This window comes from Comamonas suwonensis (assembly GCF_012844455.2).
GTDB lineage: Bacteria > Pseudomonadota > Gammaproteobacteria > Burkholderiales > Burkholderiaceae_C > Comamonas > Comamonas suwonensis.
The window spans coordinates 155,877-179,013 of sequence record NZ_JABBCQ020000001.1 but is presented as its reverse complement, the minus strand read 5'-3'; the positions used below and the strand labels follow the sequence as shown (position 1 = coordinate 179,013).

13 protein-coding genes and 1 pseudogene are annotated in these 23,137 nt (G+C 60.8%); 9 read left to right on the top strand and 5 right to left on the bottom strand.

Annotation, left to right across the window (positions count from 1 at the left end; genetic code table 11):
- Nucleotides 1-242 precede the first annotated feature (242 nt).
- Nucleotides 243-3,032: a bifunctional [glutamate--ammonia ligase]-adenylyl-L-tyrosine phosphorylase/[glutamate--ammonia-ligase] adenylyltransferase gene (gene glnE / locus HF327_RS00795; protein WP_169106430.1), complete on the bottom strand. Its 2,790-nt coding sequence runs from the start codon at nucleotides 3,030-3,032 to the stop codon at nucleotides 243-245.
- A 183-nt stretch (nucleotides 3,033-3,215) separates the two neighbouring features.
- Between glnE and HF327_RS00790 the strand changes: the two genes are divergently transcribed.
- Genes HF327_RS00790 through HF327_RS00775 form a run of 4 tightly spaced genes read left to right on the top strand, consistent with a single transcriptional unit; the run spans nucleotide 3,216 to nucleotide 10,814 of the window.
- Nucleotides 3,216-7,295, top strand: a complete 4,080-nt coding sequence (locus HF327_RS00790) for a YhdP family protein (RefSeq protein ID WP_169106429.1) — start codon at nucleotides 3,216-3,218, stop codon at nucleotides 7,293-7,295.
- A complete protein-coding gene (locus HF327_RS00785; RefSeq protein WP_169106428.1) occupies nucleotides 7,292-8,107 on the top strand; it encodes a carbon-nitrogen hydrolase family protein in 816 nt (271 codons plus the stop codon). Before HF327_RS00790 ends, HF327_RS00785 begins: the two co-directional genes overlap by 4 nt.
- A complete protein-coding gene (locus HF327_RS00780; RefSeq protein ID WP_169106427.1) occupies nucleotides 8,104-10,179 on the top strand; it encodes a two-component system sensor histidine kinase NtrB in 2,076 nt (691 codons plus the stop codon). Before HF327_RS00785 ends, HF327_RS00780 begins: the two co-directional genes overlap by 4 nt.
- Nucleotides 10,180-10,184: 5 nt before the next feature.
- Nucleotides 10,185-10,814 (top strand): response regulator transcription factor, encoded by a 630-nt coding sequence (locus HF327_RS00775; protein ID WP_169106426.1) that lies wholly within the window; start codon nucleotides 10,185-10,187, stop codon nucleotides 10,812-10,814.
- Nucleotides 10,815-10,879: 65 nt separating this feature from the next.
- Here HF327_RS00775 and HF327_RS00770 read toward each other — a convergent pair.
- Nucleotides 10,880-11,529 (bottom strand): annotated as a pseudogene (locus HF327_RS00770) (OmpA family protein).
- A 199-nt stretch (nucleotides 11,530-11,728) separates the two neighbouring features.
- On the bottom strand, nucleotides 11,729-11,899 hold the full coding sequence (locus tag HF327_RS00765; protein WP_169106425.1) for a hypothetical protein: 171 nt from the start codon (nucleotides 11,897-11,899) through the stop codon (nucleotides 11,729-11,731).
- Between HF327_RS00765 and mltA the strand changes: the two genes are divergently transcribed.
- Nucleotides 11,898-13,073: a murein transglycosylase A gene (gene mltA, locus HF327_RS00760; protein ID WP_169106424.1), complete on the top strand. Its 1,176-nt coding sequence runs from the start codon at nucleotides 11,898-11,900 to the stop codon at nucleotides 13,071-13,073. The two genes, HF327_RS00765 and mltA, sit on opposite strands and share 2 nt — an antisense overlap.
- A 114-nt stretch (nucleotides 13,074-13,187) precedes the next feature.
- Here the strand turns inward: mltA and HF327_RS00755 are convergent, their stop codons facing one another.
- Nucleotides 13,188-14,894 carry an MFS transporter gene (locus tag HF327_RS00755; RefSeq protein WP_169106423.1) on the bottom strand — a complete coding sequence of 569 codons (1,707 nt, stop codon included), beginning with the start codon at nucleotides 14,892-14,894 and terminating at the stop codon, nucleotides 13,188-13,190.
- Nucleotides 14,895-15,127: 233 nt separating this feature from the next.
- Nucleotides 15,128-15,610 (bottom strand): Lrp/AsnC family transcriptional regulator, encoded by a 483-nt coding sequence (locus tag HF327_RS00750; RefSeq protein WP_169106422.1) that lies wholly within the window; start codon nucleotides 15,608-15,610, stop codon nucleotides 15,128-15,130.
- 198 nt (nucleotides 15,611-15,808) lie between these two features.
- Between HF327_RS00750 and HF327_RS00745 the strand changes: the two genes are divergently transcribed.
- The 4 genes from HF327_RS00745 to secF all read left to right on the top strand — a co-directional run bounded on the left by HF327_RS00745 (nucleotide 15,809) and on the right by secF (nucleotide 23,127).
- On the top strand, nucleotides 15,809-19,387 hold the full coding sequence (locus HF327_RS00745) for an indolepyruvate ferredoxin oxidoreductase family protein (protein WP_169106421.1): 3,579 nt from the start codon (nucleotides 15,809-15,811) through the stop codon (nucleotides 19,385-19,387).
- 365 nt (nucleotides 19,388-19,752) lie between these two features.
- Entirely contained in the window at nucleotides 19,753-20,085 is a 333-nt protein-coding gene (gene yajC, locus HF327_RS00740; protein WP_169106420.1) for a preprotein translocase subunit YajC, read from the top strand.
- A gap of 172 nt (nucleotides 20,086-20,257) precedes the next feature.
- The gene (secD, locus tag HF327_RS00735) at nucleotides 20,258-22,159 is read left to right on the top strand and encodes a protein translocase subunit SecD (protein ID WP_169106419.1); all 1,902 of its coding nucleotides are present in this window, start codon (nucleotides 20,258-20,260) and stop codon (nucleotides 22,157-22,159) included.
- Between the two features lie 11 nt (nucleotides 22,160-22,170).
- Nucleotides 22,171-23,127: a protein translocase subunit SecF gene (secF, locus tag HF327_RS00730; RefSeq protein ID WP_169106418.1), complete on the top strand. Its 957-nt coding sequence runs from the start codon at nucleotides 22,171-22,173 to the stop codon at nucleotides 23,125-23,127.
- Nucleotides 23,128-23,137 lie beyond the last annotated feature (10 nt).

The following is a 23,137-nucleotide window of genomic DNA, read 5'->3' as shown; positions in this document are numbered from 1 at the left end:
GGGAGGAGAAGCGCTCCGGGGATTCTCAATGGGAAGACCCAAGGGCTTCGCAACTGGAAATGGGTGTATGCAGACCTTTTAACTTCATTGCACTTGTCTATCAGATGGGACACTGTTGCAGAAGTTCCAGCCCTGGTGGGTTTCATTTTTGTAACAGTTTGGCGTTGACTGTAGGTTTTTTTTGATGAAATCTGCCAGCAAGCGAAAAAAAGCACTCACACACCATTAATCACCTTGCTTTCCTACGTGGGCTGCGTGGCAGCATCACCGCGAAAGATGGTATTCCAGAGCTTGAGCACCGCTTCGCGCTGGGGTTTGGCCAGCTCTGGCTCCAGCTGGCCGGATCGCTCGTCGAGCCGGGCTACGTGCTGCAAGCGGCGCAGCTCTCGGTAGGCCTTGGCGGCTTCATAGCCCACGGTTTTGGGCAGCAGGCCCGCATCTTCGGCGCGTTGCAGCAGGGCAATGTTGCCGACGTTGGCAATCAGCTCTGGGTGAGCGCCAGACTGTGACAACACCAGGTACTGCACGGAAAATTCCGCATCGACCATACCGCCGGGGCTGTGCTTAACATCAAACAGGCCGTCGCGCACCGGATGAGCGCTGCGCACGCGTTCGCGCATGGTTTCAATTTCGCTGCGCAAGGCGGCGGGGTCGCGTGGGGCGGTGATGACGGCCTCGCGTACGGCGTCAAAGCGCTGGTGCAGGTGCAGATCGGTAACGGGCTCGCCGGCGGGCGAGGGAAAATCCCGGCTGCCCAGCACAAAGCGGGCGCGGGTCATGGCCTGATGTTCCCAGGTCCAGGCGGTGTTGCTGCCGCGCTGCTGCTGGTAGTTGGCATAGGACTCGAAGCTGCTCACCAGCAGACCCGAGTTGCCGTTGGGGCGCAGGGCGGTGTCAATCTCGAACAGGTCACCTTCGCCGGTTTTGACGGTCAGCCAGTTGATGAGCTTGCGCACATAGGCAGCATAGACCTCGGGTGCGCGCTCATCGTCGTCGTCAAACACAAAGACGATGTCCAGATCGCTGCCGTAGCCCAGCTCTTTGCCGCCCAGCTTGCCGTATCCGACGATGCCAAAACGTGGTGTATCGCGGTGGCGGTTCTTAAGGCGAGCCCAGCACCACTGGGCTGTGATGCGCAGCACGCTGTCGGCCAGAGCGCTCATATCGTCAGCGACCTGCTCTACGGTGATGCGGCCTTCAATATCGCGTGCCAGGGTGCGAAAAACTTCCGCATGGTGGGCGCGGCGCAGCAGGTTGAGCAGGGTTTCGTCGTCATCTTCGCCCGTGGACTGTAGCGCGGCCAGGCGCATGCTGAGCTCGCGTTCGAAGTCGGCGGCCACAAAGCGCTCTTTCAAAATGGCGTCGCTGGCCAGCTCGTCAATCACACCGGGATGCTGCTGGAGGTAGCGCGCAGGCCAGCGTGCTGCACCCAAAAGGTGTAGCAATCTTTCGTGTACTGCTGGGCGCTCCAGCAATAAAGCCAGATAGCTTTCGCGGCGCAGCAAGGGCTCCAGCCATTGCATGAAACGCTTGGCGGCTTCTACGCTGGCCTGACCACTTTCCAGCCATTGCGCGGTGCGCTCTACGAGCCGGAACAGACGGGCGCGGGTTTCATCGCGCAGACCGTTGATGCGGGCGTTGTTGCGCCAGTCCGCTACCTGGTCGGCCAGCACCGGGGGCAGGGCTTCAATCAGCTCTTCAATGTCTCTGGGCGTGTTGGCGCTGGCGGCTGTTTTGGCGCTGCCGCAGTTGCCTTTGCTGCATTGCTGGGCATCGCCGCCGAGCAGGGTGTCGAATTCTTGGGCCACGAGCTCGCGGTGCTCGTCGAGCTGGTGCAAAAAGCCCCGAACATCGGCAAAGCCCAGCGTACGGGCAATCCACAGCAGATCATCGTCACGTGTGGGCAGCACATGGGTCTGCTGGTCGTCCAGGTATTGAATGCGGTGCTCTACCTGACGCAAAAATGTGTAGGCACGGGCCAGGGCGTCAGCGATTTCGCTGCTCATCAGGTTGGCGCGGTCCAGTCGCTGCAGTGCTTCGAGCGTGGGGCGGCAACGCAGTTCAGGGAACTGGCCGCCGCGTACCACCTGCAGCAGTTGCACGATGAACTCGATCTCGCGGATGCCGCCGCGTGACAGTTTCACGTCATTGGCGCGCTCTGGGTGACCGGCGCTGCGCTTGGCGGCATGGTCGCGAATCTGGCGATGCAGAATGCGCAGCGAATCAAACACCGCGTAGTCGAGGTAGCGGCGGAACACAAAGGGCAGAACCACGCTGCGCAGGGCTTGCACATTGGGCGTCTGAACATCGGCCAGCGGCGCGACGATGCGGCTTTTGAGCCAGGCAAAGCGCTCCCATTCACGCCCGTGAATTTGCAGATACTCCTCCAGCGATGCCAGAGAAACCGCCGGTGCACCCGAGTTGCCATTGGGCCGCAGGGCCAGGTCAACGCGGAAGACAAAGCCATGCTCGGTGATGTCGCCGATCAGGCCGTAGATGCCTTTGACGGCGCGGCCAAAGTATTCGTGGTTGGAGAGCACGCCCCGGCCATCGGGCTGACCAGCGGTTTCGCCATCGTGTTCGTAGACGTAGATCAGGTCGATGTCGCTGGACACATTGAGCTCGCGCGCGCCCAGCTTGCCCATGCCAATCACCCAGAACTGCACGGGTTGGCATGCGGGGCCTTGCGGTGCGCCGTGGCGTGCATCGAGTTCTGCACGCACCTGTTCGCATGCACGGTCTAAAGCCAGCTCAGCCAGCTCAGTGACTGCGCGGGTCACTACAGAAAGAGGAGCGCCCTGTTCGCAATCCAGAGCAATGATGCGATCCATCACCAGTTGGCGCAGCACGCGCAGAGCTGCCGGCAGATCCAGACCCCGTGATTGCAGGGTGGCCAGGGCCTGCTCCATCAGCGGGCGAACAGGTGCGCCGAGGGGCAAGGCGTCAAACCAGTTTTCGTAACGGCGGTGAAGGCGCTGGACAAAGCGCGAATACTGGGCCGGGGAAGAAACATTGAGGGCGTTTTCTGCCATGGTTTGCTCTGAGGACTGCATGCGGACCGTAAAAAATGGTGTCAGGCAGGCAGGTAATCAGCTCGGCAACGTATGGTTACCGTCACGTGCGCGGAGGCGCCGGTCATAATTCCTGCCATTCCTGGGCCACCGATGATCGAACCGAAACCACTCCCATCTCGCCAAATCCATAGGCTGGCCAGCGTGGCACGGTGGTCATTAGGACTGGTCCTGAGCCTGTGGCTTTTGCTGGCCACCGTGTGGGGGGTACTCCATTTCTGGATTGTGCCGCGAATCGGAGAGTGGCGTCCCGAGCTCGAAACCCTGGCCTCACGTACGCTGGGTGTACCGGTTTCCATTGGTTCTCTGAGCGCTTACAGCGCTGGACTGGTGCCCACTTTTGAGCTGGGCGATGTGGTCCTGCATGACCCTGCCAGTCAAAGTGAGGCCTTGCGTTTGCCCAAGGTGGTCGTGGCGGTGACTGCCCACTCGTTAATGACCCTTGGTGTTGAGCAGATTTATGTGGAAGGCCCGGATCTGACGGTGCGCCGCGCGGCGGACGGGCAGATTTTTGTGGCGGGTATTGCCGTGGCCTCAGATCCCAAGCGGGGCGCGGACTCTGACTGGATTTTTTCCCAGCCCGAAATCGCCATTCGCCACGGCAAGCTGCAGTGGGTGGATGAGATGCGCGGGGCGCCGCCATTGCAATTGCAGGATGTGGACTTGGTGATGCGCAACAAGCGCTGGAGCCATTCGCTGCGCCTTGATGCGACGCCGCCAGAGGACTGGGGCCAGCGTTTTACGGCCATGGGCAGCTTCAAGGAACCGCTGCTGTCGGTGCATGAAGGGCGGCTGGAGCGCTGGAGCGGTCAGGCCTATCTGGACTTCCCGCACATCGATATGTCGCAACTGGGTCAGTATCTGGACCCGCAAGACTGGAAGCTGCAGCAGGGCAATGGTTCTGTGCGCGCATGGGTCGATCTGAGCCATGGCCAGCCTGTGGGTGGGGTGGCGGATGTGGCGGTGCAGCAGCTGCAGCTGCAGTGGAAGGGCAAGCCCGAGCCGCTGGCGCTGCAGGCCTTGCAGGGGCGGTTACGCGCCAGGGATCAGAACGGCTATCAATTTTCAGTACAGGGCTTGAGGTTTACCGCGGATGACGGCCTGCACTGGCCCAAGGGTGACTTCAGTGTGAACTACACGCCTGCCGGGGCGGCAGAGCAGGGCGCTCAGGGTGAGCATGGCGATGTGCAGGCCGACGGTATTGATCTGGCCATTGCCGCACAGATGCTGCAGCGCCTGCCAGTGCCTGAAGCGGTGCAGACCCAGGCCAAGGCGCTGGCACCGGCCGGTCAGCTCAATGACCTCAAGCTCTCATGGCGCGGGCCGCTGCAGCAGCTGGCGCAGTACAAGGCCTCGGGCCAGTTTGCGCAGCTGGCTTTGCACGCGCAGGTGTCGCCAGATGGGCCGGACCAGCTGGGCATTCCGGGCTTCAGCGGTTTGAGCGGCAAGTTCACGCTGAACCAGGACAGTGGCGAGGCGACGCTGGCTAAAACGCCCGGTGCCGGGCAGGCCATGATGAGCTTTCCCGGGGTGTTTGAAGACCCCGATGTGCCCTTTGATCAGCTGGAGAGCACGGTGCGCTGGGAGATCAAGGACAAGGGCCAGACGATCAAGGTGCAGGTGCCCAGACTGCGCTTTGCCAATGAAGATACGGCGGGGCAGGCGCAGGCCAGCTGGCAGACAGGCGCAGGCACCAAAGAGCAGCCGCGTTTTCCGGGGCTGCTGGATTTGCAGGGGCAGCTGAGTCGTGGCAAGGGTGAGCGCATCTACCGTTACCTGCCTAAGGAGCTGGGCAGCGATGCGCTGCGTTATGTGCGCGAGGCTATTACTTCGGGCCAAGCCAGCGTGGTGAATTTCCGCGTCAAGGGCGAGCTGGAGCAGATACCGTTTGAAAAGACTGACAAGGGCGATTTTCACATCAGCGCTCAGGTGCATGACGTCAATTACCAGTTTGTGCCCAGCTACCTACTCAACCCCGGGGGGAAACCGTGGCCACCGCTGACCAAACTCTCGGGTGAGTTGGTGTTTGATCGCAACTCCATGCAAGTGCGCAAGGCCAAAGGCTTTCTTGGCAACACTCCCATCGTGGTGGATGAAGCGCAGGCCGGGGTGGCCGACTGGAACAAGACCGAAGTCGAGGTTAACGCCAAGGCCCATGGTGCTCTGGGTGATATGTTAAATGTGGTTCAAAGCTCAGCCCTGTCTGCGCTAACAGCTCATGTTTTAGATAGTAGTCGTGCCACGGGCAATGCCAGGCTCAACCTCAAGCTGCATCTGCCCACCCTGCATATGGAACGTAGCACGGTGCATGGCGAAGTCACGCTGGCGGGCAATACCTTGCAGCTCATGTCCGATGTCCCCGTGCTCAGTCAGGCGCGTGGCAGCGTGTTGTTCTCCGAGACAGGTTTTCAGCTTCAGGGTGTGCAGGCCAAGGCGCTGGGTGGCGATGTACGCATTGAGGGCGGCATGAAGCCCGCAGCGGATGCAGCAACGCCTCAGGTGCAGGTGCGTGTGGATGGCGTCGCCACGGCGCAGGGCCTGCGCGATGCCAAGGAGATGAGCGAGCTGTCAGCACTGGCGCAGCACCTGCAAGGCCAAGCGCGCTATGGCGTGCAGATCAAGGTTTTGCACAGCGTGCCTGAAATCAGCGTGCAATCTGACTTGCAAGGCATGGCCGTGCAACTGCCTGCGCCGCTGGGCAAACCTGCAGACAGCGCCCTGCCTTTGCGCGTTAACCGCATCGTGCCGCCCGTGGTCAAGCCGTTGACCGATCAGCTGAGCGTGCAATGGGGCAGCCACGCAGCGGCTCTTCTGGAGCGCGATATCAGCGGCGAGAAAACCCGTATCACTCGCGGTAGTCTGGAGCTGCTGGAGTCTGGCAAGGCGGAGGTCAGTCCGCCTCCATCGGGCATACGTGCCAATGTGCAGGTGCCGGTGCTTGACCTCGATGCCTGGAGCCGTCTGTTGCCCGAAGGCAAAGAACCCGTAGCCGGTACGGTGGCGAGCATGGAGGAAGAGGTTTGGCGTCAATTTGTGCCGCAGCAGCTGACGCTGAAGGCTCAGGAGGTCAGGCTCCACGGTCGCTCGCTGCACGATGCAACGCTGCAGCTCACCCATGCCAACAAGGTCTGGGTCAATCAGATTCAGGCGCGCGAGCTAGCGGGCCGTGTGGAGTACCGCGAGCCATCCACGCAGGAGCCGGGCGGGCTGGTTATCGCCAAGCTCTTGCGTCTGACGATTCCCGATGGGCCTGACGAGGGGCTGGATGCCGCTGCCACCCAGGTCAGCGATGTGCGTGAACTGCCTGCCCTACAGGTCAGTGTGGATGACTTTCAGCTGGGCAAGCGCTCGCTGGGCAGTCTGGATGTGGTGGCGCGCAACCACTGGCTTTCTATCGGGCCGGGGCTGCGCGAATGGCAGTTGTCGCGTTTCAATATCAACACCCCCGAAGCGACGCTGACAGCGCAGGGCTCATGGGGAACGCGCAGCAGCGACAAAAAACATCCTGGCCAGACTCAGCTGCAGTTCCAGCTCAACTTGCGTGATGTGGGCAAGTTGCTTAATCGCTTTGACATGCCCGGCGTGGTGGCCAACGGTCAGGGTGATTTGCAAGGAGAGATCAGCTGGACGGGATCGCCTGTGACTCCCGTGTTCAAAACCATGAGCGGTGCCTTGCATCTTGAGGTGCAGAAGGGCCAGTTTCTCAAGGCGGAACCGGGGCTGGCCAAGTTGCTGGGGGTGTTGAGCCTGCAAGCCCTGCCAAGGCGGCTGACACTGGACTTCCGCGATGTGTTTCGCAATGGTTTCTCGTTTGACTTCATGCGGGGCGACGTCGCCATTCAGCGCGGTATTGCCAAGACGAATAACATGCAGATGAAGGGTGTGAACGCTGCCGTGCTGATGGAAGGTTCAGCCGATATCGACAAGGAAACGCAGGACCTGCACGTGGTGGTGGTGCCCGAGATCAATGCCTTGACGGCCTCGCTGGTGGCCACGGCCATCAATCCGGTGGTGGGGCTGGGCAGCTTTTTGGCGCAGATGATTTTGCGCGGGCCGCTGATCGCTGCAACCACCAAGGAATTCCGCATTCACGGCAGCTGGGAAGACCCGCAAGTCACCGAGATGCCACGCCGCAGCGTGCCCAAGTCCAGCCCTGCAACAGAGCCTGCTGCCAGTGATGCAGGCAAGGAAGCTGCTTCCGCAACCTCACAGGAAAAACCATGAAAATTGCCGCCCTGCAAATGGTCTCTGGCCTGAATGTGGCCGCCAATCTGGCACAGGCGCGCAGCCTGATGCAGCAGGCCCAAGCTCTGGGCGCTGAGCTGGTGGTGCTACCCGAGTATTTTTGCGGCATGGGCGCCAGGGATACGGACAAGCTGGTCTACCGTGAAGCCTTTGCTCAGGGGCCAATTCAGGACTTCCTGGCACAGGCCGCCAAAGAACTTCAGCTATGGGTGGTGGCCGGCACGCTGCCGCTGGTGGCGGATGACGATCAGCATGTGCTCAATAGCAGTCTGGTCTATGCGCCCAGTGGTGAGTGCGTGGCGCGCTACGACAAGATTCATCTCTTCCAGTTCGACAACGGGCGAGAGCATTACACGGAGGCTGCCGTGGTGCAGGCCGGGCAGCAGCCCGTGGTCTGCGATATACAGGCCAAAAGTGGTGAGACCTGGCGTCTGGGCTTGAGTGTCTGCTATGACCTTCGCTTTCCTGAGCTGTACCGTGCTCTCAGTGCTCAGGGAGCTGATCTGCTGCTGGTGCCCAGCGCCTTTACCCACACCACGGGCCAGGCGCACTGGGAGGTACTGCTGCGCGCCCGCGCCATCGAGAACCTGGCCTATGTGCTGGCACCGGGCCAGGGCGGCGTGCATGAAAATGGCCGCAAAACCTGGGGTCATAGCCTGCTGATCGATCCTTGGGGTGAGGTGCAGGCGCTTCAGGCCAGCGGCCCTGGCGTGGTGCTGGGTGAACTAAGCCGTGACCGCCTGCTGCAAGTGAGACAACAATTACCGGCTTTGACCCATCGCGTGCTGTGACTGAATCGCTGAATTCCACTCTGGACGAACTGCCCGAGGACCACCCTGCCCATTGGCCCTGGCGACGCTGGCGCATGGCCTGGAAGCGCTGGTCGCTATGGACTTTGCTGGTGGCGCTGGTGGTCAGCATGCTGGTCACCATGGTGTGGCTGGCCGGGCGCTACGAAGCATCGCAGGTGCAGGAAAAGCTGGAGCGCGATACCGCCAATGCGGTGGGCGATATTCGCGCAGCACTGGGGCGTAACCTGCAGGATTTGCTGGCGCTGAACGCACACAGCAGCAACCATGCCGCATGGCGGGCGCGTGCGACTGATCTGCTGCAGCAGCGCCGCGACTTGATGCGCATTGAATGGCGCAGCGAGAGCATGGGCATGATTGAGCATGCCGAAACCCCTTATCGCACCTTGCTGCATGAAGAGGAAAGCCATGCGCTGGAACTGCACTCCAGCGAGGCGCTGATCTGCTCGCAGGCGCGGCGCGCCAATGGGCCTTCGTACTCTGCGAGCAAGTTTCAGCTGCTGGGCGAAGGGCTAGGCACCGAGACCATGCAGGTCTGCATGCCGCTGACGGAAAACGGTCATGTGGTCGGCTTTGTGCTGGGCACGTACAGCCTGCAGGGCATTCTGATGACGCAGGTCGCCAAGTCCTTGCCGCGCACTCAGGAGGTTTCATTTACCGAGCCGGATGGCACCCGCCTAGCCATGGTGGGCGCGGCATGGCGTGGCTCGCGCATGTTTACGGCCCAGCAACTGCTGGACTTGCCCGGCAACACGCTGGTGCTGCGCATGGACAGCTGGCATCACGCGCCCAGCGTATTTCCCAATGTGATGACGGCGCTGGTCACGGCCATGTCTATAGCGTTGATTTCGGTGGTGGTGGTGTTGGTGCGCGACAACCGCCGGCGCCTGCGCGCCGAGCGCGATCTGGGTGATGCGCTGGCGTTTCGCAAGGCCATGGAAGACTCCCTGGTCACAGGCATGCGGGCGCGTGATCTGCAGGGCCGCATCACCTATGTGAACCCAGCCTTTTGCAACATGGTGGGATTTACGGCCAAAGAATTGCTGGGGCTGAATGTGGCGCCTTACTGGCCGCCAGAGCTGGCGCAGGAGTATGTGAGTCGGCGCGATCAGCGGCTTGCCGGCTTGCTGCCCATCCCTCGTCAGGGGCATGAGAGCGTTTTCATGCGTAAGAACGGATCGCGCTTTCCGGTGCTGATTTTTGAGGCCCCCTTGATTACCGCTCAGGGCCTGCACACGGGCTGGATGAGTGCCTTCATCGACATCAGCGAGCAGCGCCGCATGGAAGAAATCTCGCGCGCCTCGCATGAACGTCTGCAGGCCACGGCCCGCCTGGCCACGGTGGGCGAGATGGCGTCCATGCTCAGCCATGAGCTGACACAACCGCTGGCCGCTATTTCCAGCTATGCCACCGGCTCGCTCAATATTCTGGCGCATGAGACTGCAGACCCGGGGGATGAACAGCTCAAGGACTTGCGCATGGCCATGGAGCGCATCAGCGTTCAGGCCGACCGTGCGGGCAAGGTCATCAAGAGCGTGCGCGACTTTGTGCGCCGGCGCGATAAATCCAGAGAGACGGTGCAGCCTATGGAACTGATTGATGCCGTCATGCCGCTGGTTTATCTGCAGGCGCACAAGCTGCATGTGACGGTTCAGCTGGAGCTGGAGCCCGAGCTGCCGGGCGTGCTCTGCGATGCCACCATGGTCGAGCAGGTGCTGCTCAATCTGGCGCGCAACGGCATGCAGGCCATGGATGTTCCGGGCCTGAAGGAACGTATTCTGACGCTGAGAGTCAGGCGCAGTTCTGAGGGGGATAACGGGCGTTGGGTAGAATTTTCCGTCATGGACCGTGGATCGGGTATTTCTGAAGAAGTCGCCGAGCTGCTGTTCACCCCCTTCTTCACCACCCGTTCGGAAGGCATGGGCCTGGGCCTGAGCCTGTGCCGAACGGTGGTTGAGCAACATGGCGGTCATCTTGATTACCGCCCGCACCTCCCACAGGGCACGGAGTTTGTCTTCACGCTTCCGACCCACTGGGAACCCACAGAAAACTAGGCCTCATGGAACCAGTAACCGACGCTACCGTCTATGTCGTGGATGACGATGCCGCTGTCCGAGAGGCATTGGCATGGCTGCTGCGTTCGCGCAGATTGCTCAGCGAGTGCTATCGCAATGCCGAGGAATTCGAGCAGGCCGTGCTGCAGACCAACCCCGTGAAGCGCCGCCCCGCCTGTCTGCTGCTCGACATGCGAATGACAGGCATGAGTGGCCTGTCCCTCTTCAACCGCATGCTGGAGCGCAACCAGATCGAGGCCATGCCCGTGATCTTTTTGACCGGTCATGCCGATGTGCCCACGGCGGTGGATACCGTCAAGCGCGGTGCGTTCGATTTTTGCGAAAAGCCGTTTTCAGACAATGCGCTGGTTGACCGTGTCGAGCAGGCGCTGGCGCTGTCCGCCGAGCATCTTGCTGTTTTGCAGGAGCGCGAGGCGGTGCGCAGCCGCCTGGGTGAGCTGACTGACCGTGAAAAAGACGTGATGAAGCTGGTGGTGGAAGGCGTGCCCAACAAACTGATTGCCGACCAGCTCGATATCAGCGTGCGCACTGTGGAAGTGCACCGGGCGCGTGTTTTTGACAAGATGCAGGTCAAGTCTGCTGTGGAGTTGGCTAACCTGCTGCGCCACGCCTGAAATACAGGCCTCAGAAATGAAAAAGCCCCGAACTTCGGGGCTTTTTTGCTGGGCCAAGGCCTGGCTTAGCGAGCGCGTTCGCCCACAAAAATTTCAACGCGGCGATTGCGCGAGCGGCCTTCGGTCGTGGAGTTGGATGCGACGGGTTGGCGCGATCCCATGCCCTGCACCTGAATGCGGGCACCGTTCACGCCGCGCGATGTCAGATAGTTGCGTGTGCTTTCAGCACGCTGCAGCGACAGAGGGTCGTTGATGGCGTCAGAGCCTGTGCTGTCGGTGTGACCGATGATGCGCACCTCTGCATTGGGGTTGTTGCGCAGGCCGTCGGCAAAGCGATCGAGGATGGGAGCAAAGTTGCGTCGGAGCGACCGGTGTCAAAGGAAATGTCGCTGGGGATGTCCAGCTTGAGCTGGTTGTCAGCGGTCTGAGTCACGCCCACGCCGGTGCCCTGGGTCGCGGCTTCCATTTCAGCCTTTTGCTTTTCCAGATTCTTGGACCAGATGTAGGAGCCCAGAGCGCCTACGCCCGCACCAATCAGTGCGCCAGAGCCTGCGTGGCCGCCAGCGATGGCACCGATGGCAGCGCCACCCAGTGCGCCTACGCCTGCGCCTGTGGCGGTGCGACGCGTGGTGTCCGACATGCCACCCGTGTTGGCACAGCCGGTGATCAACAATGCAGAGGCCAGAGCGGCCGTCACAGCCATTTGCTTGCGCATAGAAAACTCCTTAGTTGGGTGAGTGACCTTAAGCGGTCGTGCAAAAACCAGCACTGCTGGAATGCGGCAATGACGCTAGCGTACTGCCAAGAAGCCACAAAAAACGTAGGACGCCCGCTAGCGCATGGTTTCGGATGCAAAAGATTGTCACTGTCTGTGGGTGACATGGCGACTTTCCACAAGCGTACAGCGCCATGCGCTAATCTGGATTCGGCTTGTCCTGCCCCGAATTTTCAGGAGTTTTCGTGGGTGCTGTCGCCTCTTCTGATGAGAGTAACTCACCCTTTTTTCGACCCGAGAACATGGTCCACCACACAATAGCGGCCAGAATCGCCAACGCTAGCAGTGCTTCAAGCAAAATCAGACCCATGAATGTCCATCTCCTGCGCCATGCTTTACTGGCGCTGATTGTAGGAACCCTGGTGGCTTGCACCACCACCAAGCAGCAAAACGACCCGATGCCGGTGCCAGAGATGGCTCCGCACGGGGGGGCTGCGACTACGCCCAAGCCACCGTTTACTGCCAATGTACCCACTAAAAGCCGCTGGGTGCCAGTGGACTGGGGGGATTTGCCCGGTGTTCCGCAGGACTCGCTCAATGAAGCCTGGAATGCTTGGATCAAAAATTGCGAGCGCCCCAGCACCGTGTTTGCCGGCCTGTGCGGTGATGTGCGTCGCCTGAGCATTGCGTCAGAGGGTGAGCAGCGCAGCTGGATGATGAACACCCTGCAGCCCTTCCGTATTGAGGCGGGAACGGGTAGCCCCGACGGTATGCTGACTGCCTACTATGAGCCCGTGTTCGAGGCGCGCCGCGTGCAGGGCAATGGCTTCAATGTGCCGCTGTACCAGACGCCCCAAGGCTTTGGCAAGCGCAAGCCATGGTTCACACGCCAGCAGATCGACACCAATGCCGAAGCGCAGGCTGCGCTGGCAGGCCGAGTCATCGCATGGATGCGTGACCCGGTGGACATGCTGGTGTTGCACATTCAGGGCTCGGGCCGCCTGATGTTGACCGAAACCGATGGCCGCCAGCGCATGGTTCGCGTGGCCTATGCCGGCACCAACGACCAGCCTTACAAGAGCGTGGGCCGCTGGCTGCTGGACCAGAACCTGGTGCGCGATGCAACCTGGCCCGGTATCAGCGCCTGGATTGCGGCCAACCCCTCGCGAGTCAACGAGATGCTGTGGAGCAATCCGCGCTATGTCTTCTTCCGTGAAGAGGCGCTCAACGATTTTGATGCCCAGTTTGGCCCCAAGGGCGCGCAGGGCGTGGCGCTGACGCCCGGCCGATCGATTGCGGTGGACCGCAACAGCATCCCCTACGGCACGCCGGTGTGGCTGTCCACACCGGGCCCTACGGTGTCACTCAACCGCCTGGTGTTTGCGCAGGACACGGGCAGCGCCATTGTGGGCGCCGTGCGGGCTGATTACTTCATGGGCTGGGGTCCTGAGGCCGGCGACGTGGCGGGGCGTGTCAAACAACCGCTCAAGCTCTGGGCTTTCTGGCCCAAGAGTCTGGTGGGGTCAGCGCCGCATCTGCGTTAAGCACGGCACTCTAAAAAAGGAGCTGTCAGCGCCTGTTTGTCGATGATTTCACACACAGAAATGCCTGAAGTCATTGATTGATAAGCGCTGATAGCTCCTTTTTTGCTTGCCCATTCAAATCGAATCGGTGAAATAACGGCGCACCACCGGTGGTTCCTTGCCCTTGTGGAAGCTCAGCTTGCGGTCGCGCAGTGCCACATCGTCGGCCGTCACGCGCTCAAAGCGGCGCAGATGTTCGGTCCAGGATTCATCCGTGATCTGCTCGATGAAGCGATCAGGGTGGCTCATGCTGTGCAGCAAGTTCCACGACAGCGCGCCCTGACGCAAGCGGCTGCGGCGGCTGTGCTGCATGAGCTTTCTGAAAGCATCGGCGCGGGTGGGTTCCACCAGATATTCGATGGTCACCACCACGCGGCCGGCTTCCGGTGGGGTATCGGTGGTGGGCGGGGTGAAGGCCTTGGAGGGGCTGAGATCTTCCTCCATGTTGCGGTCGGGGTTCAGGCGCTGCACGATCAGCAGTGCTATCAGCCCGCTGATGGCGGCAATGGCCATGCTGGCCTGCACCGAGCCGAGGCTGGCGATCTTGCCCCACAGCGCTGCACCGATGGCCGTGCTGCCCATGATGGACATTTGATAGATCGACATGCCGCGCGCGCGCACCCAGTTGGGCAGCGCCATCTGGGCCGCGACGCCCAGCGTATTGGCCGTGGCCAGCAAGGCCAGACCGGACAGCAGCATGCCCAGAATGGCGATGGAGATATGGGGGGCGAAGGCCACAATCAGCGTGGCCAGGCTCTGCGTGCTCACCCCGGCCAGCACCATGCGCTCATTGGATAGCAGCTGGCGGATGCGCGGCAGCAGCATGGCGCCCAGAATGGCCCCCGCGCCCATGGAGGCCAGCAGTACCGTGAAGGTGCCTGCACTGCCGCTGCTGGCCGTGCCGTGGTCCAGGCGCTGGGCCGTCAGCGGCAACAGGGCCATGATGGCCGCCGCCAGCAAAAAATAGCAGATGGTGCGCAGCAGCACGGCATGCATGCGTGGCGACTCCTTGACAAACTGCAGGCCCACACGCATGGCGGAGCCTAGGTGTTCACGGCCCAGCGGGTTTGCGGGCTGCTGGCGCTTCCAGCGCAGCAGCACAAAGCCGGAGATGATGGACAGCACCGCATTGAGCACAAACACCCAGGCGCTGCCCAGGCTGGCGATGAGAGCACCAGCCACCAGCGGGCCGATGATGCGCGAGGCGTTCATGGCCACGCCGTTGAGTGCCATGGCAAACGGCAGATGGTGCTTGGGCATCAGCTCGGGGATCAGCGCCGAGAACACCGGCCAGCGCATGGCCAGGCCGATGCCATTGGCAAACACCAGAGCCAGCAGCAGATAGGGCGTGAGATAGCCCGAGAGCACGACCAGACATAGCAGCAGGGCCACGGCCGCCACCCAGAACTGGGTGACGATGAAATAGCGGCGCCGGTCCAGAATGTCGGCCAGCGCGCCGCTGGGCAGTGCCAGCAGCAGCACCGGCAAGGTGGAGGCGGACTGCACCAGCGCCACCAGCACTGGCGAGGTGGTCAGCGAGGTCATCAGCCAGGCCGCTGCCACATCGTTCATCCACATGCAGATGTTGGCGGCCATCCAGATCATCCACAGCATGCGGAAGGTGGGAGTGGCCAGCGGGGCCCAGACGCCGGGTGCAGCGGCAGGCGCGGAGCTGGCGGAAGGCATGGCCGATGGATCTTCCAGCAGCTTGCCTGCAGGGGTTTGGCCCGGTTCGGAAATGGGAGCTTGCGGAGCGCGTTCTAGGGATTCATCGTGGGCCATGAGGCCGATTCTGTCGCAGGAACTTGATGTGACAAATACGTAGTCCCCCGGCTGACCAAACACGGAGTGAATTGCGGTTGGCGCAGTGTGACTGCTCCTTTTGCTATCAAATAATGAGCTTTGAGCGCTTCTTTAGAAATACTTTCAAAGCGAATTCATGCTGGAATGCAGACAAATCACGCGGTACATGCTTCCATTTGTGATGCAGACCTGATGCATGCAGCCGCGCGGGCTTATGTGTGCGTCAAGGTATTGGGCAGCGGTAGGGCGCTGCTGGACTTCACCTCGCCCAGCGAAAAAATCGTGTGCACGTCTTTGACGTTGGGCAGGTGCAGCAGCACGTTGCGCACAAAGCCGGAAAAGCTCTCCAGATCGCGGGCCACGACTTGTAGCTCGAAGGTGCCTGCGCCGCTGATGTAGTGGCAGCTGGTGACCTCGGGCAGCAGGCGAATGGCTTCCTCCATGCGCAGCGTGATGTCCGCCGTGTTCTGCGCGGCATCCACGCGCACAAAGGCCAGCACGCCCAGGCCCAGTTTGTGGCGGTCCAGCGTGGCGTGATAGCCGGTGATGTAGCCCGACTCTTCCAGTGCGCGCACGCGTCGCCAGCAAGGTGCGGCGGACAGGCCCACGCGCTGGGCGAGCTCGGCATTGGTCAGGCGCCCATCCATTTGCAGCTCATTCAGGATGGCCCAGTCGAAACGATCCAGTTGGTTCATTTTTCATAATTTACAGCAAGATTCTTTCAAAAACTAGGTTAATCCCGGCAATAAAAAGAAAGCTCTATTCAGGCCGTTTTCCTTAAACTTTGGAAAAACAACTGGCGTTCGCTGCATATGGCGCAGTAATGCCGAAAGCAATATGCTGCTCTGGTGGCCACCAGCCGCCAGGGAAGCAACCCCACATGGAGACAAGCCATGAATGCCCCTTTGCCCGATGAAGTCCGTCGTGCCCTGGAGTCTGTGACTCTGGACGACAAATACTCCCTAGACCGTGGCCGCGCCTTTATGAGTGGCGTGCAGGCACTGGTCAGGCTACCCATGCTGCAGCGGCTGCGTGATGCGCAGGCGGGGCTCAATACCGCGGGTTTTATCAGCGGCTATCGGGGATCTCCACTGGGTACCTACGATCAGTCGCTGTGGGCCGCCAAAAAGCACATGGAGGCCAATCACATCGTCTTTCAGCCTGGTGTGAATGAGGAACTGGGCGCTACCGCCGTCTGGGGTACGCAGCAGTTGGACCTCTACCCCGAAACCAAGAAGTTCGACGGCGTCTTTGGCATCTGGTACGGCAAGGGACCGGGCGTGGACCGCTGCTCCGACGTGTTCAAGCACGCCAATATGGCTGGCACGGCCCAACATGGCGGCGTGATCGCGATTGCGGGTGATGACCACATCAGCAAATCATCCACCGCCGCGCACCAGAGCGACCACATTTTCAAGGCCTGCGGCACACCGGTGTTCTTTCCCAGCAATGTGCAGGATATTCTGGACATGGGCCTGCATGCCTTTGCCATGAGCCGCTTTTCGGGCCTGTGGTCGGGCATGAAGACGATTCAGGAGGTGGTGGAGTCTTCGTCCTCCGTGCTGGTGGATCCGGATCGCGTCAACATCGTGCTGCCCGAAGACTTTCAGATGCCGCCCGGTGGCCTGCATATCCGCTGGCCCGATCCGCCGCTGGAGCAGGAAGCGCGGCTGATGAACTACAAGTGGTACGCAGCCCTGGCCTATGTGCGCGCCAACAAACTCAACCACAACGTGATTGAAGGGCCGAACGATCGCTTTGGCATCATCGCCAGCGGCAAGGCCTATAACGACACGCGTCAGGCGCTGGCCGATCTGGGGCTGGACGAGGACACCTGCCACCAGTTGGGCATTCGCCTGCACAAGGTCAACGTGGTCTGGCCGCTGGAAGCCACCATCACCCGCGACTTTGCACGCGGCCTGCAGGAGATTCTGGTCGTCGAGGAAAAGCGCCAGGTCATCGAGTACCAGGTCAAGGAAGAGCTCTATAACTGGCGCGACGATGTACGCCCCAATGTGGTGGGCAAGTTCAGCGACGACCACGGCGGTGAATGGTCGCTGCCCAACCCCAGCACCGACTGGCTGCTGCGTCCCAATGCCGATCTGACACCGGCCCTCATCGCCAGAGCGATTGCGGCCCGTCTCAAAAAGCTGGGAGTGCCCGGCCATGTGGAAGTGCGCATGCAGCAGCGTCTGGCCGTGCTTGATGCCCGCGAAACCGCGCTGAAGGCGGCCAAGGAGGCCTCTACTGGCGACCGCACGCCCTGGTTCTGCAGCGGCTGCCCGCACAATACCAGCACCCGCGTGCCCGAAGGCTCCCGTGCCGTGGCCGGCATCGGCTGCCACTACATGACGACCTGGATGCCGGACCGTCGCACCAGCACCTTCACGCAAATGGGCGGTGAGGGGGTGACCTGGGTGGGCCAGGCCCCATTTACCAACGAGCCCCATGTGTTTGCCAACCTGGGCGACGGCACCTACTTCCACAGCGGCCTGCTGGCCATTCGCCAGAGCATTGCGGCGGGCACCAACATCACCTACAAGGTGCTCTATAACGACGCTGTCGCCATGACAGGCGGCCAGCGTGTGGGTGAGCGGCCCGAAGGGCATTCGGTGCTGCAGATCATGAACAGCCTGCTCTCCGAAGGCGTGAAAAAGCTGGTCATCGTCACTGACGAGCCACAGAAGTACGACGGCGTGAAGCTGGGTGAGGGCGTGACCGTGCACCACCGCGATGAGCTGGACGCGATTCAGCGCCAGTTCCGTGAACTTCAGGGCTGTACAGCCATCATTTACGACCAGACCTGCGCCACGGAAAAGCGCCGCCGCCGCAAACGCGGCACGCTGGCCACGCCCGATAAGACCGTGGTCATCAACGAGCTGGTCTGCGAGGGCTGTGGCGACTGCTCGGTGCAGTCCAACTGCCTGTCGGTGGAGCCGGTGGAGACCGAATTCGGTCGCAAGCGCCGCATCAACCAGAACAGCTGCAACAAGGATTACTCCTGCGTCAACGGTTTTTGCCCCAGCTTTGTGACGGTGGAGGGCGGTACGCTCAAAAAGCCTAAAAAAGAGAAGAAGGGCAGCCTGGAAGCCCTGCCCAACATCCCCGAGCCCGTTTTGCCCGTGGCCGAGCAGGCCTGGTGCATTGTGGTGGCGGGCGTGGGCGGCACGGGCGTCATCACCATCGGCTCGTTGCTGGGCATGGCCGCGCACCTGGAGGGCAAGGGCGTGATCACGCAGGATGCGGCCGGGCTGGCGCAAAAGGGCGGCTCCACCTGGAGCCATATCCAGATTGCCAACCGCGCCGATGCCATCTACACCACCAAGGTGGATATTGCCAAGGCGGATCTGGTCATTGGCTGCGACCCCATCGTGGCGGCTACGCCCACCACCTTGTCCGTCATGCAGCCGGGCCGCACCTATGTGGCGCTCAACAGCCATGCGGCACCCACGGCCACGTTTGTAGGCAACCCTGACTGGCAATCGCCTGCAGCGCGCTGCGCCACGGCGCTGGCTGATGCAGTGGGCTATGACGCCTTAGGCAGCTTTGATGCCGAAAAAGCTGCTTCGGCCTTGCTGGGCGACAGTATTTATGCCAACCCCATGATGCTGGGCTATGCCTGGCAAAAGGGCAAAGTGCCGCTGACCAATGCATCACTGATGCGCGCCATGGAGCTCAACGGCGTGCAAGTCACCCGCAATCAGGAGGCTTTTGAATGGGGCCGCCGCTGCGCCCATGATTTGGAGGCCGTGCGTGCGCTGTATCAGGCGACGCAGGTGATTCAGTTCGTAAAAAAGCCATCGCTGGCTGAAATGTTGGAAAAGCGTGTGGAATTTCTCACGGCTTACCAGAATGCGGCCTACGCTCAGCAGTACCGTGACTTTGTGGGCAAGGTGCACGCGACGGAGGAGTCTCTGGGGGGCGGAACGCGTCTGACTCAGGTCGTCGCGCGTTACCTCTTCAAGCTCATGGCGTACAAGGATGAGTACGAAGTGGCGCGTCTGCACACCGATCCAGCCTTCAACGAGAAGATCAGCGCAATGTTCGAGGGCGACTTCAAGGTGGTGCACCACCTTGCGCCCCCTGGCCTGGCCAAGAAGGACGAGCAGGGACACCTGAAGAAAAAGTCCTACGGGCCGTGGATGCACAAGGCCATGGGCTTGCTGGCGGGCATGAAGGGCCTGCGGGGCACGGCGTTTGATCCGTTTGGCCGCACAGAGGAGCGCCGTACTGAGCGCGCCCTGATTGGGGAGTACCGCGACTGCATCGACACTTTGCTGAGCGGCTTGACGGCTGAAAAGCTGGCACTGGCCGTCGAGATCGCATCGATTCCCGAAGACATTCGCGGCTACGGCCATGTGAAGGAGCGCCATCTGGCCGCCGCTCGCACCAAGTGGCAGGCGCTGATGGCGCGCTGGGATGGGGCGCCGGAGGTGGTTGCTGCGCCTGCCAAGCTGGCGGCAGTGAACTAATTGCGTTAAGGTGCATCACAACAAGGCCGGGGTAACCCGGCCTTTGTGTTCATGGCTATGGCTGTGGTGCTGCGTTGGGGCTATCTGATTTGATAGCTGTTAGCGTCTGTATTGACTGATATTCAAATATAAAACAGTCAGAAAACAATACAGGTAAGGTACTTGCAGCTATGTTTTTTGCAGGCTTTGTTGATGTGGGCAGGGAGGCCTCATCGCATCAGGGAATGCCTGTGCTATCCAGCGGCCTATGCCAATCGTGGGTGCAAGCTAGCCGAATACAATGTTCTATTGACCCGGTCAAGTCGTGCAACTGCGCGCTTGGCGGGACCTGTTACTGACAAATTCACTCTTTCGGAGTCTTTTCCGTGTTCATTTCTTCTGCTTTCGCCCAGACCGCTCCTGCCGCCGCTGCTGAAGGCGGCTTCATGGGTTCGCTCACCGGCATGCTGCCTCTGGTGCTGATGTTCGTGGTGCTGTACTTCGTGATGATTCGTCCCCAGATGAAGCGCCAGAAAGAGCACCGCGCCATGATTGACGCACTGGCCAAGGGCGACGACGTGGCAACCGCTGGTGGCATCATCGGCACCGTGACTCGCATGGCCGAGCAGTTCATCTACATCCAGATCGCTTCCGGCGTGGAAATCCAGATTCAGCGCTCTGCCGTGACGCAAGTGCTGCCTAAGGGCTCTGCCAAGTAAGCTGGTCTGTTCAAGACCCGCCGAGACCGCCATTGACGTTGCTGCCTTGCACATCGTCTCGAACGCAGATCATTGACCTGCCCGGCGGATCCGGTGTTTCTCATCAGGGGTGCGGCGCTCGACCAGAGTGTGCGCACCCGTTGTGCGTTGCTGTAAAACAAAGAGCGCGATCATGAACCGTTACCCGGTCTGGAAGTACGCGATCCTCGTGATCGCGCTGCTGGTGGGGGTGATCTACACCCTGCCCAATTTCTTTGGTGAAGCGCCTGCTGTGCAGGTGTCCTCGGCCAAATCCACTGTGAAGGTGGATCACGCGGTGCTGCAAAAGGTGGAGTCCGCCCTGAACGCGGCCAGCGTCAAGCCGGATTCGCTGTCGCTGGAAGGCACTTCGCTGCGCGCCCGTTTCAATACGCCCGACGAGCAGCTCAAGGCCAAGGACGTGATCCAGAAGGCGCTGATTACCGACCCTTCGGACCCCATGTATATCGTGGCGCTGAACCTAGTGTCGCGCTCGCCTGACTGGTTGACAGCCATTGGAGCCAGACCTATGTATCTGGGTCTGGACTTGCGCGGTGGCGTGCACTTTATGCTTCAGGTGGACATGGCGGCGGCCCTGACCAAGAAGGCCGAGAGCTATGCAGGCGATCTGCGCTCTTCCATGCGCGACAAGAACATCCGTCACGGCGGCGTGAACCGTGATGGCAACAGCGTCACCATCCGCGCGCGTGATGAAGCCACTCTGGCCGCTGCACGCAACCTGATAACTGACCAATTTCCTGATCTGACCACCACTTCGGCACCTGACGGCACTGGCTTCAAGCTGGTGGCTACCATCAAGCCCGAAGCCTTGCGCAAGGTGCAGGAGCAAGCGCTCAAGCAGAACATTGTGACGCTGCACAACCGTATCAACGAGCTGGGCGTTGCCGAGCCGGTGATTCAGCAGCAAGGCCTGGACCGCATCGTGGTGCAGCTGCCTGGCGTGCAGGACACAGCCAAGGCCAAGGACATTCTGGGCCGTACCGCCACGCTGGAAGTGCGCATGGTGGACGAGTCCTCCGAAGCGCGTGCGGCTGAAATGGGCTCTGGCCCCGTGCCTTTTGGCGCTGAAAAGTATCTGGATCGCAATGGTCAGGCCATCATCGTGCAAAAGCAGGTGACGCTGACCGGCGAGAACCTGACCGACGCCCAGCCTGGCTTTGACAGCCAGACCCAGGAGCCCACCGTCAATCTGACGCTGGATGCCAAGGGCTCGCGCATCTTCAAGGACGTGACCCGCGAGAACGTGGGCAAGCGCATGGCCATCATCTTGTTCGAAAAGGGCAAGGGTGAGGTGGTGACGGCTCCCGTGATCCGTGGCGAAATTGGTGGTGGTCGTGTGCAGATCTCCGGTCGCATGACGACTCAGGAAGCCAATGACACCTCGCTGTTGCTGCGCGCCGGCTCGCTGGCTGCGCCTATGGAGATCATTGAGGAATACACCATCGGTCCAACGCTGGGTGCTGACAACATCAGCCGCGGTATTCACTCCGTGGTCTGGGGCATGGTGGCGATTGCTGCTTTCATGTGCGTCTACTACATGCTGTTCGGCGTGTTCTCTACGGTCGCCCTGTCGGTGAACGTGCTGCTGCTGCTGGCTATCTTGTCCATGCTGCAAGCCACGCTGACTCTGCCCGGCATTGCCGCCATGGCTCTGGCGCTGGGTGTGGCGATTGACTCGAACGTGCTGATTAACGAGCGTATTCGTGAAGAACTGCGTGCTGGTGCTTCACCTCAAGCAGCTATTCACGCAGGTTACGAGAACGCCTGGCACACCATTCTGGATTCGAACGTGACCACGCTGATCGCCGGTCTGGCTCTGCTGGCCTTTGGCTCGGGTGTGGTGCGTGGCTTTGCCGTGGTGCACTGCATCGGCATTTTGACCAGCATGTTCTCGGCCGTGTTCTTCTCGCGTGGCCTGGTGAACCTCTGGTATGGCGGCAAGAAAAAGCTCAAGAGCATTTCCATTGGCCAGGTCTGGAAGCCTGCCGAGGGTGACGGACACCGATCCGTGGCCAACCGTAGCAGCAACAACTAAGGAGGAAGATCATGGAATTCTTCCGCATCAAAAAAGACATCCCGTTCATGAAGTACGCGTTGTTGCTCAACGCGGTCTCCTTCGTCACTTTTGCGCTGGCCGTCTTTTTCCTGTTTTCTCGCGGGCTGCACCTGTCGGTGGAATTCACGGGCGGTACGGTCATGGAAGTGGCTTATAGCCAGCCTGCCGAGATTGGCAAGGTTCGCGAAACCATCTCCAAGCTGGGTTACCAGGACGTGATCGTGCAGAACTTTGGCACGTCTAAGGATGTGATGATCCGCCTGCCCGTTCAGAAGGATGTGACCACTGCCCAGCAAAGCGAGCAAGTGCTTACAGCTCTGAAGGCACAGGACGCTGAAGTGACGCTGCGCCGCACCGAGTTTGTCGGCCCTCAGGTGGGCGATGAGCTGATGCACAGTGGCCTGATGGCGCTGGGCATGGTGATTCTGGGCATCATTATTTATTTGGCATTCCGCTTCGAGTGGAAGTTCGGTGTGGCGGCCATCATCGCCAACTTGCATGATGTGATCATCATCCTGGGCTTTTTCGCCTTCTTCCAGTGGGAGTTCTCGCTCTCGGTGCTGGCGGGCGTGCTGGCGGTGCTGGGCTACTCGGTCAATGAGTCAGTGGTTATTTTCGACCGGATTCGCGAAGCCTTCCGCAAGTTCCGCAAGCTCAATACGCACGAGGTTATCGATCACGCCATTACCTCGACCATGAGCCGTACCATCATTACCCACGCTTCCACCGAAGCCATGGTGCTGTCGATGTTCTTCTTTGGTGGCCCCAGCCTGCATTACTTTGCGCTGGCCCTGACGATCGGCATCTTGTTTGGTATCTATTCCTCGGTGTTCGTGGCGGCGGCCATTGCCATGTGGCTGGGTGTCAAGCGCGAGGATCTGATCAAGACTTCTGGCAAGCCTGCGTCGCAAGACCCCAACGACCCCAACTCTGGAGCGGTGGTCTAACGGCTTTTAA

Bases quoted from the DNA above. Each gene is read 5' to 3' on its own strand.
- HF327_RS00765 (WP_169106425.1), bottom strand. From the start codon at position 11,899: ATGGGTCTGATTTTGCTTGAAGCACTGCTAGCGTTGGCGATTCTGGCC.
- secF (WP_169106418.1), top strand. From the start codon at position 22,171: ATGGAATTCTTCCGCATCAAAAAAGACATCCCGTTCATGAAGTACGCG.
- secD (WP_169106419.1), top strand. From the start codon at position 20,258: ATGAACCGTTACCCGGTCTGGAAGTACGCGATCCTCGTGATCGCGCTG.
- HF327_RS00785 (WP_169106428.1), top strand. From the start codon at position 7,292: ATGAAAATTGCCGCCCTGCAAATGGTCTCTGGCCTGAATGTGGCCGCC.
- HF327_RS00750 (WP_169106422.1), bottom strand. From the start codon at position 15,610: ATGAACCAACTGGATCGTTTCGACTGGGCCATCCTGAATGAGCTGCAA.
- mltA (WP_169106424.1), top strand. From the start codon at position 11,898: ATGAATGTCCATCTCCTGCGCCATGCTTTACTGGCGCTGATTGTAGGA.
- glnE (WP_169106430.1), bottom strand. From the start codon at position 3,032: ATGGCAGAAAACGCCCTCAATGTTTCTTCCCCGGCCCAGTATTCGCGC.
- HF327_RS00755 (WP_169106423.1), bottom strand. From the start codon at position 14,894: ATGGCCCACGATGAATCCCTAGAACGCGCTCCGCAAGCTCCCATTTCC.
- HF327_RS00775 (WP_169106426.1), top strand. From the start codon at position 10,185: ATGGAACCAGTAACCGACGCTACCGTCTATGTCGTGGATGACGATGCC.
- HF327_RS00745 (WP_169106421.1), top strand. From the start codon at position 15,809: ATGAATGCCCCTTTGCCCGATGAAGTCCGTCGTGCCCTGGAGTCTGTG.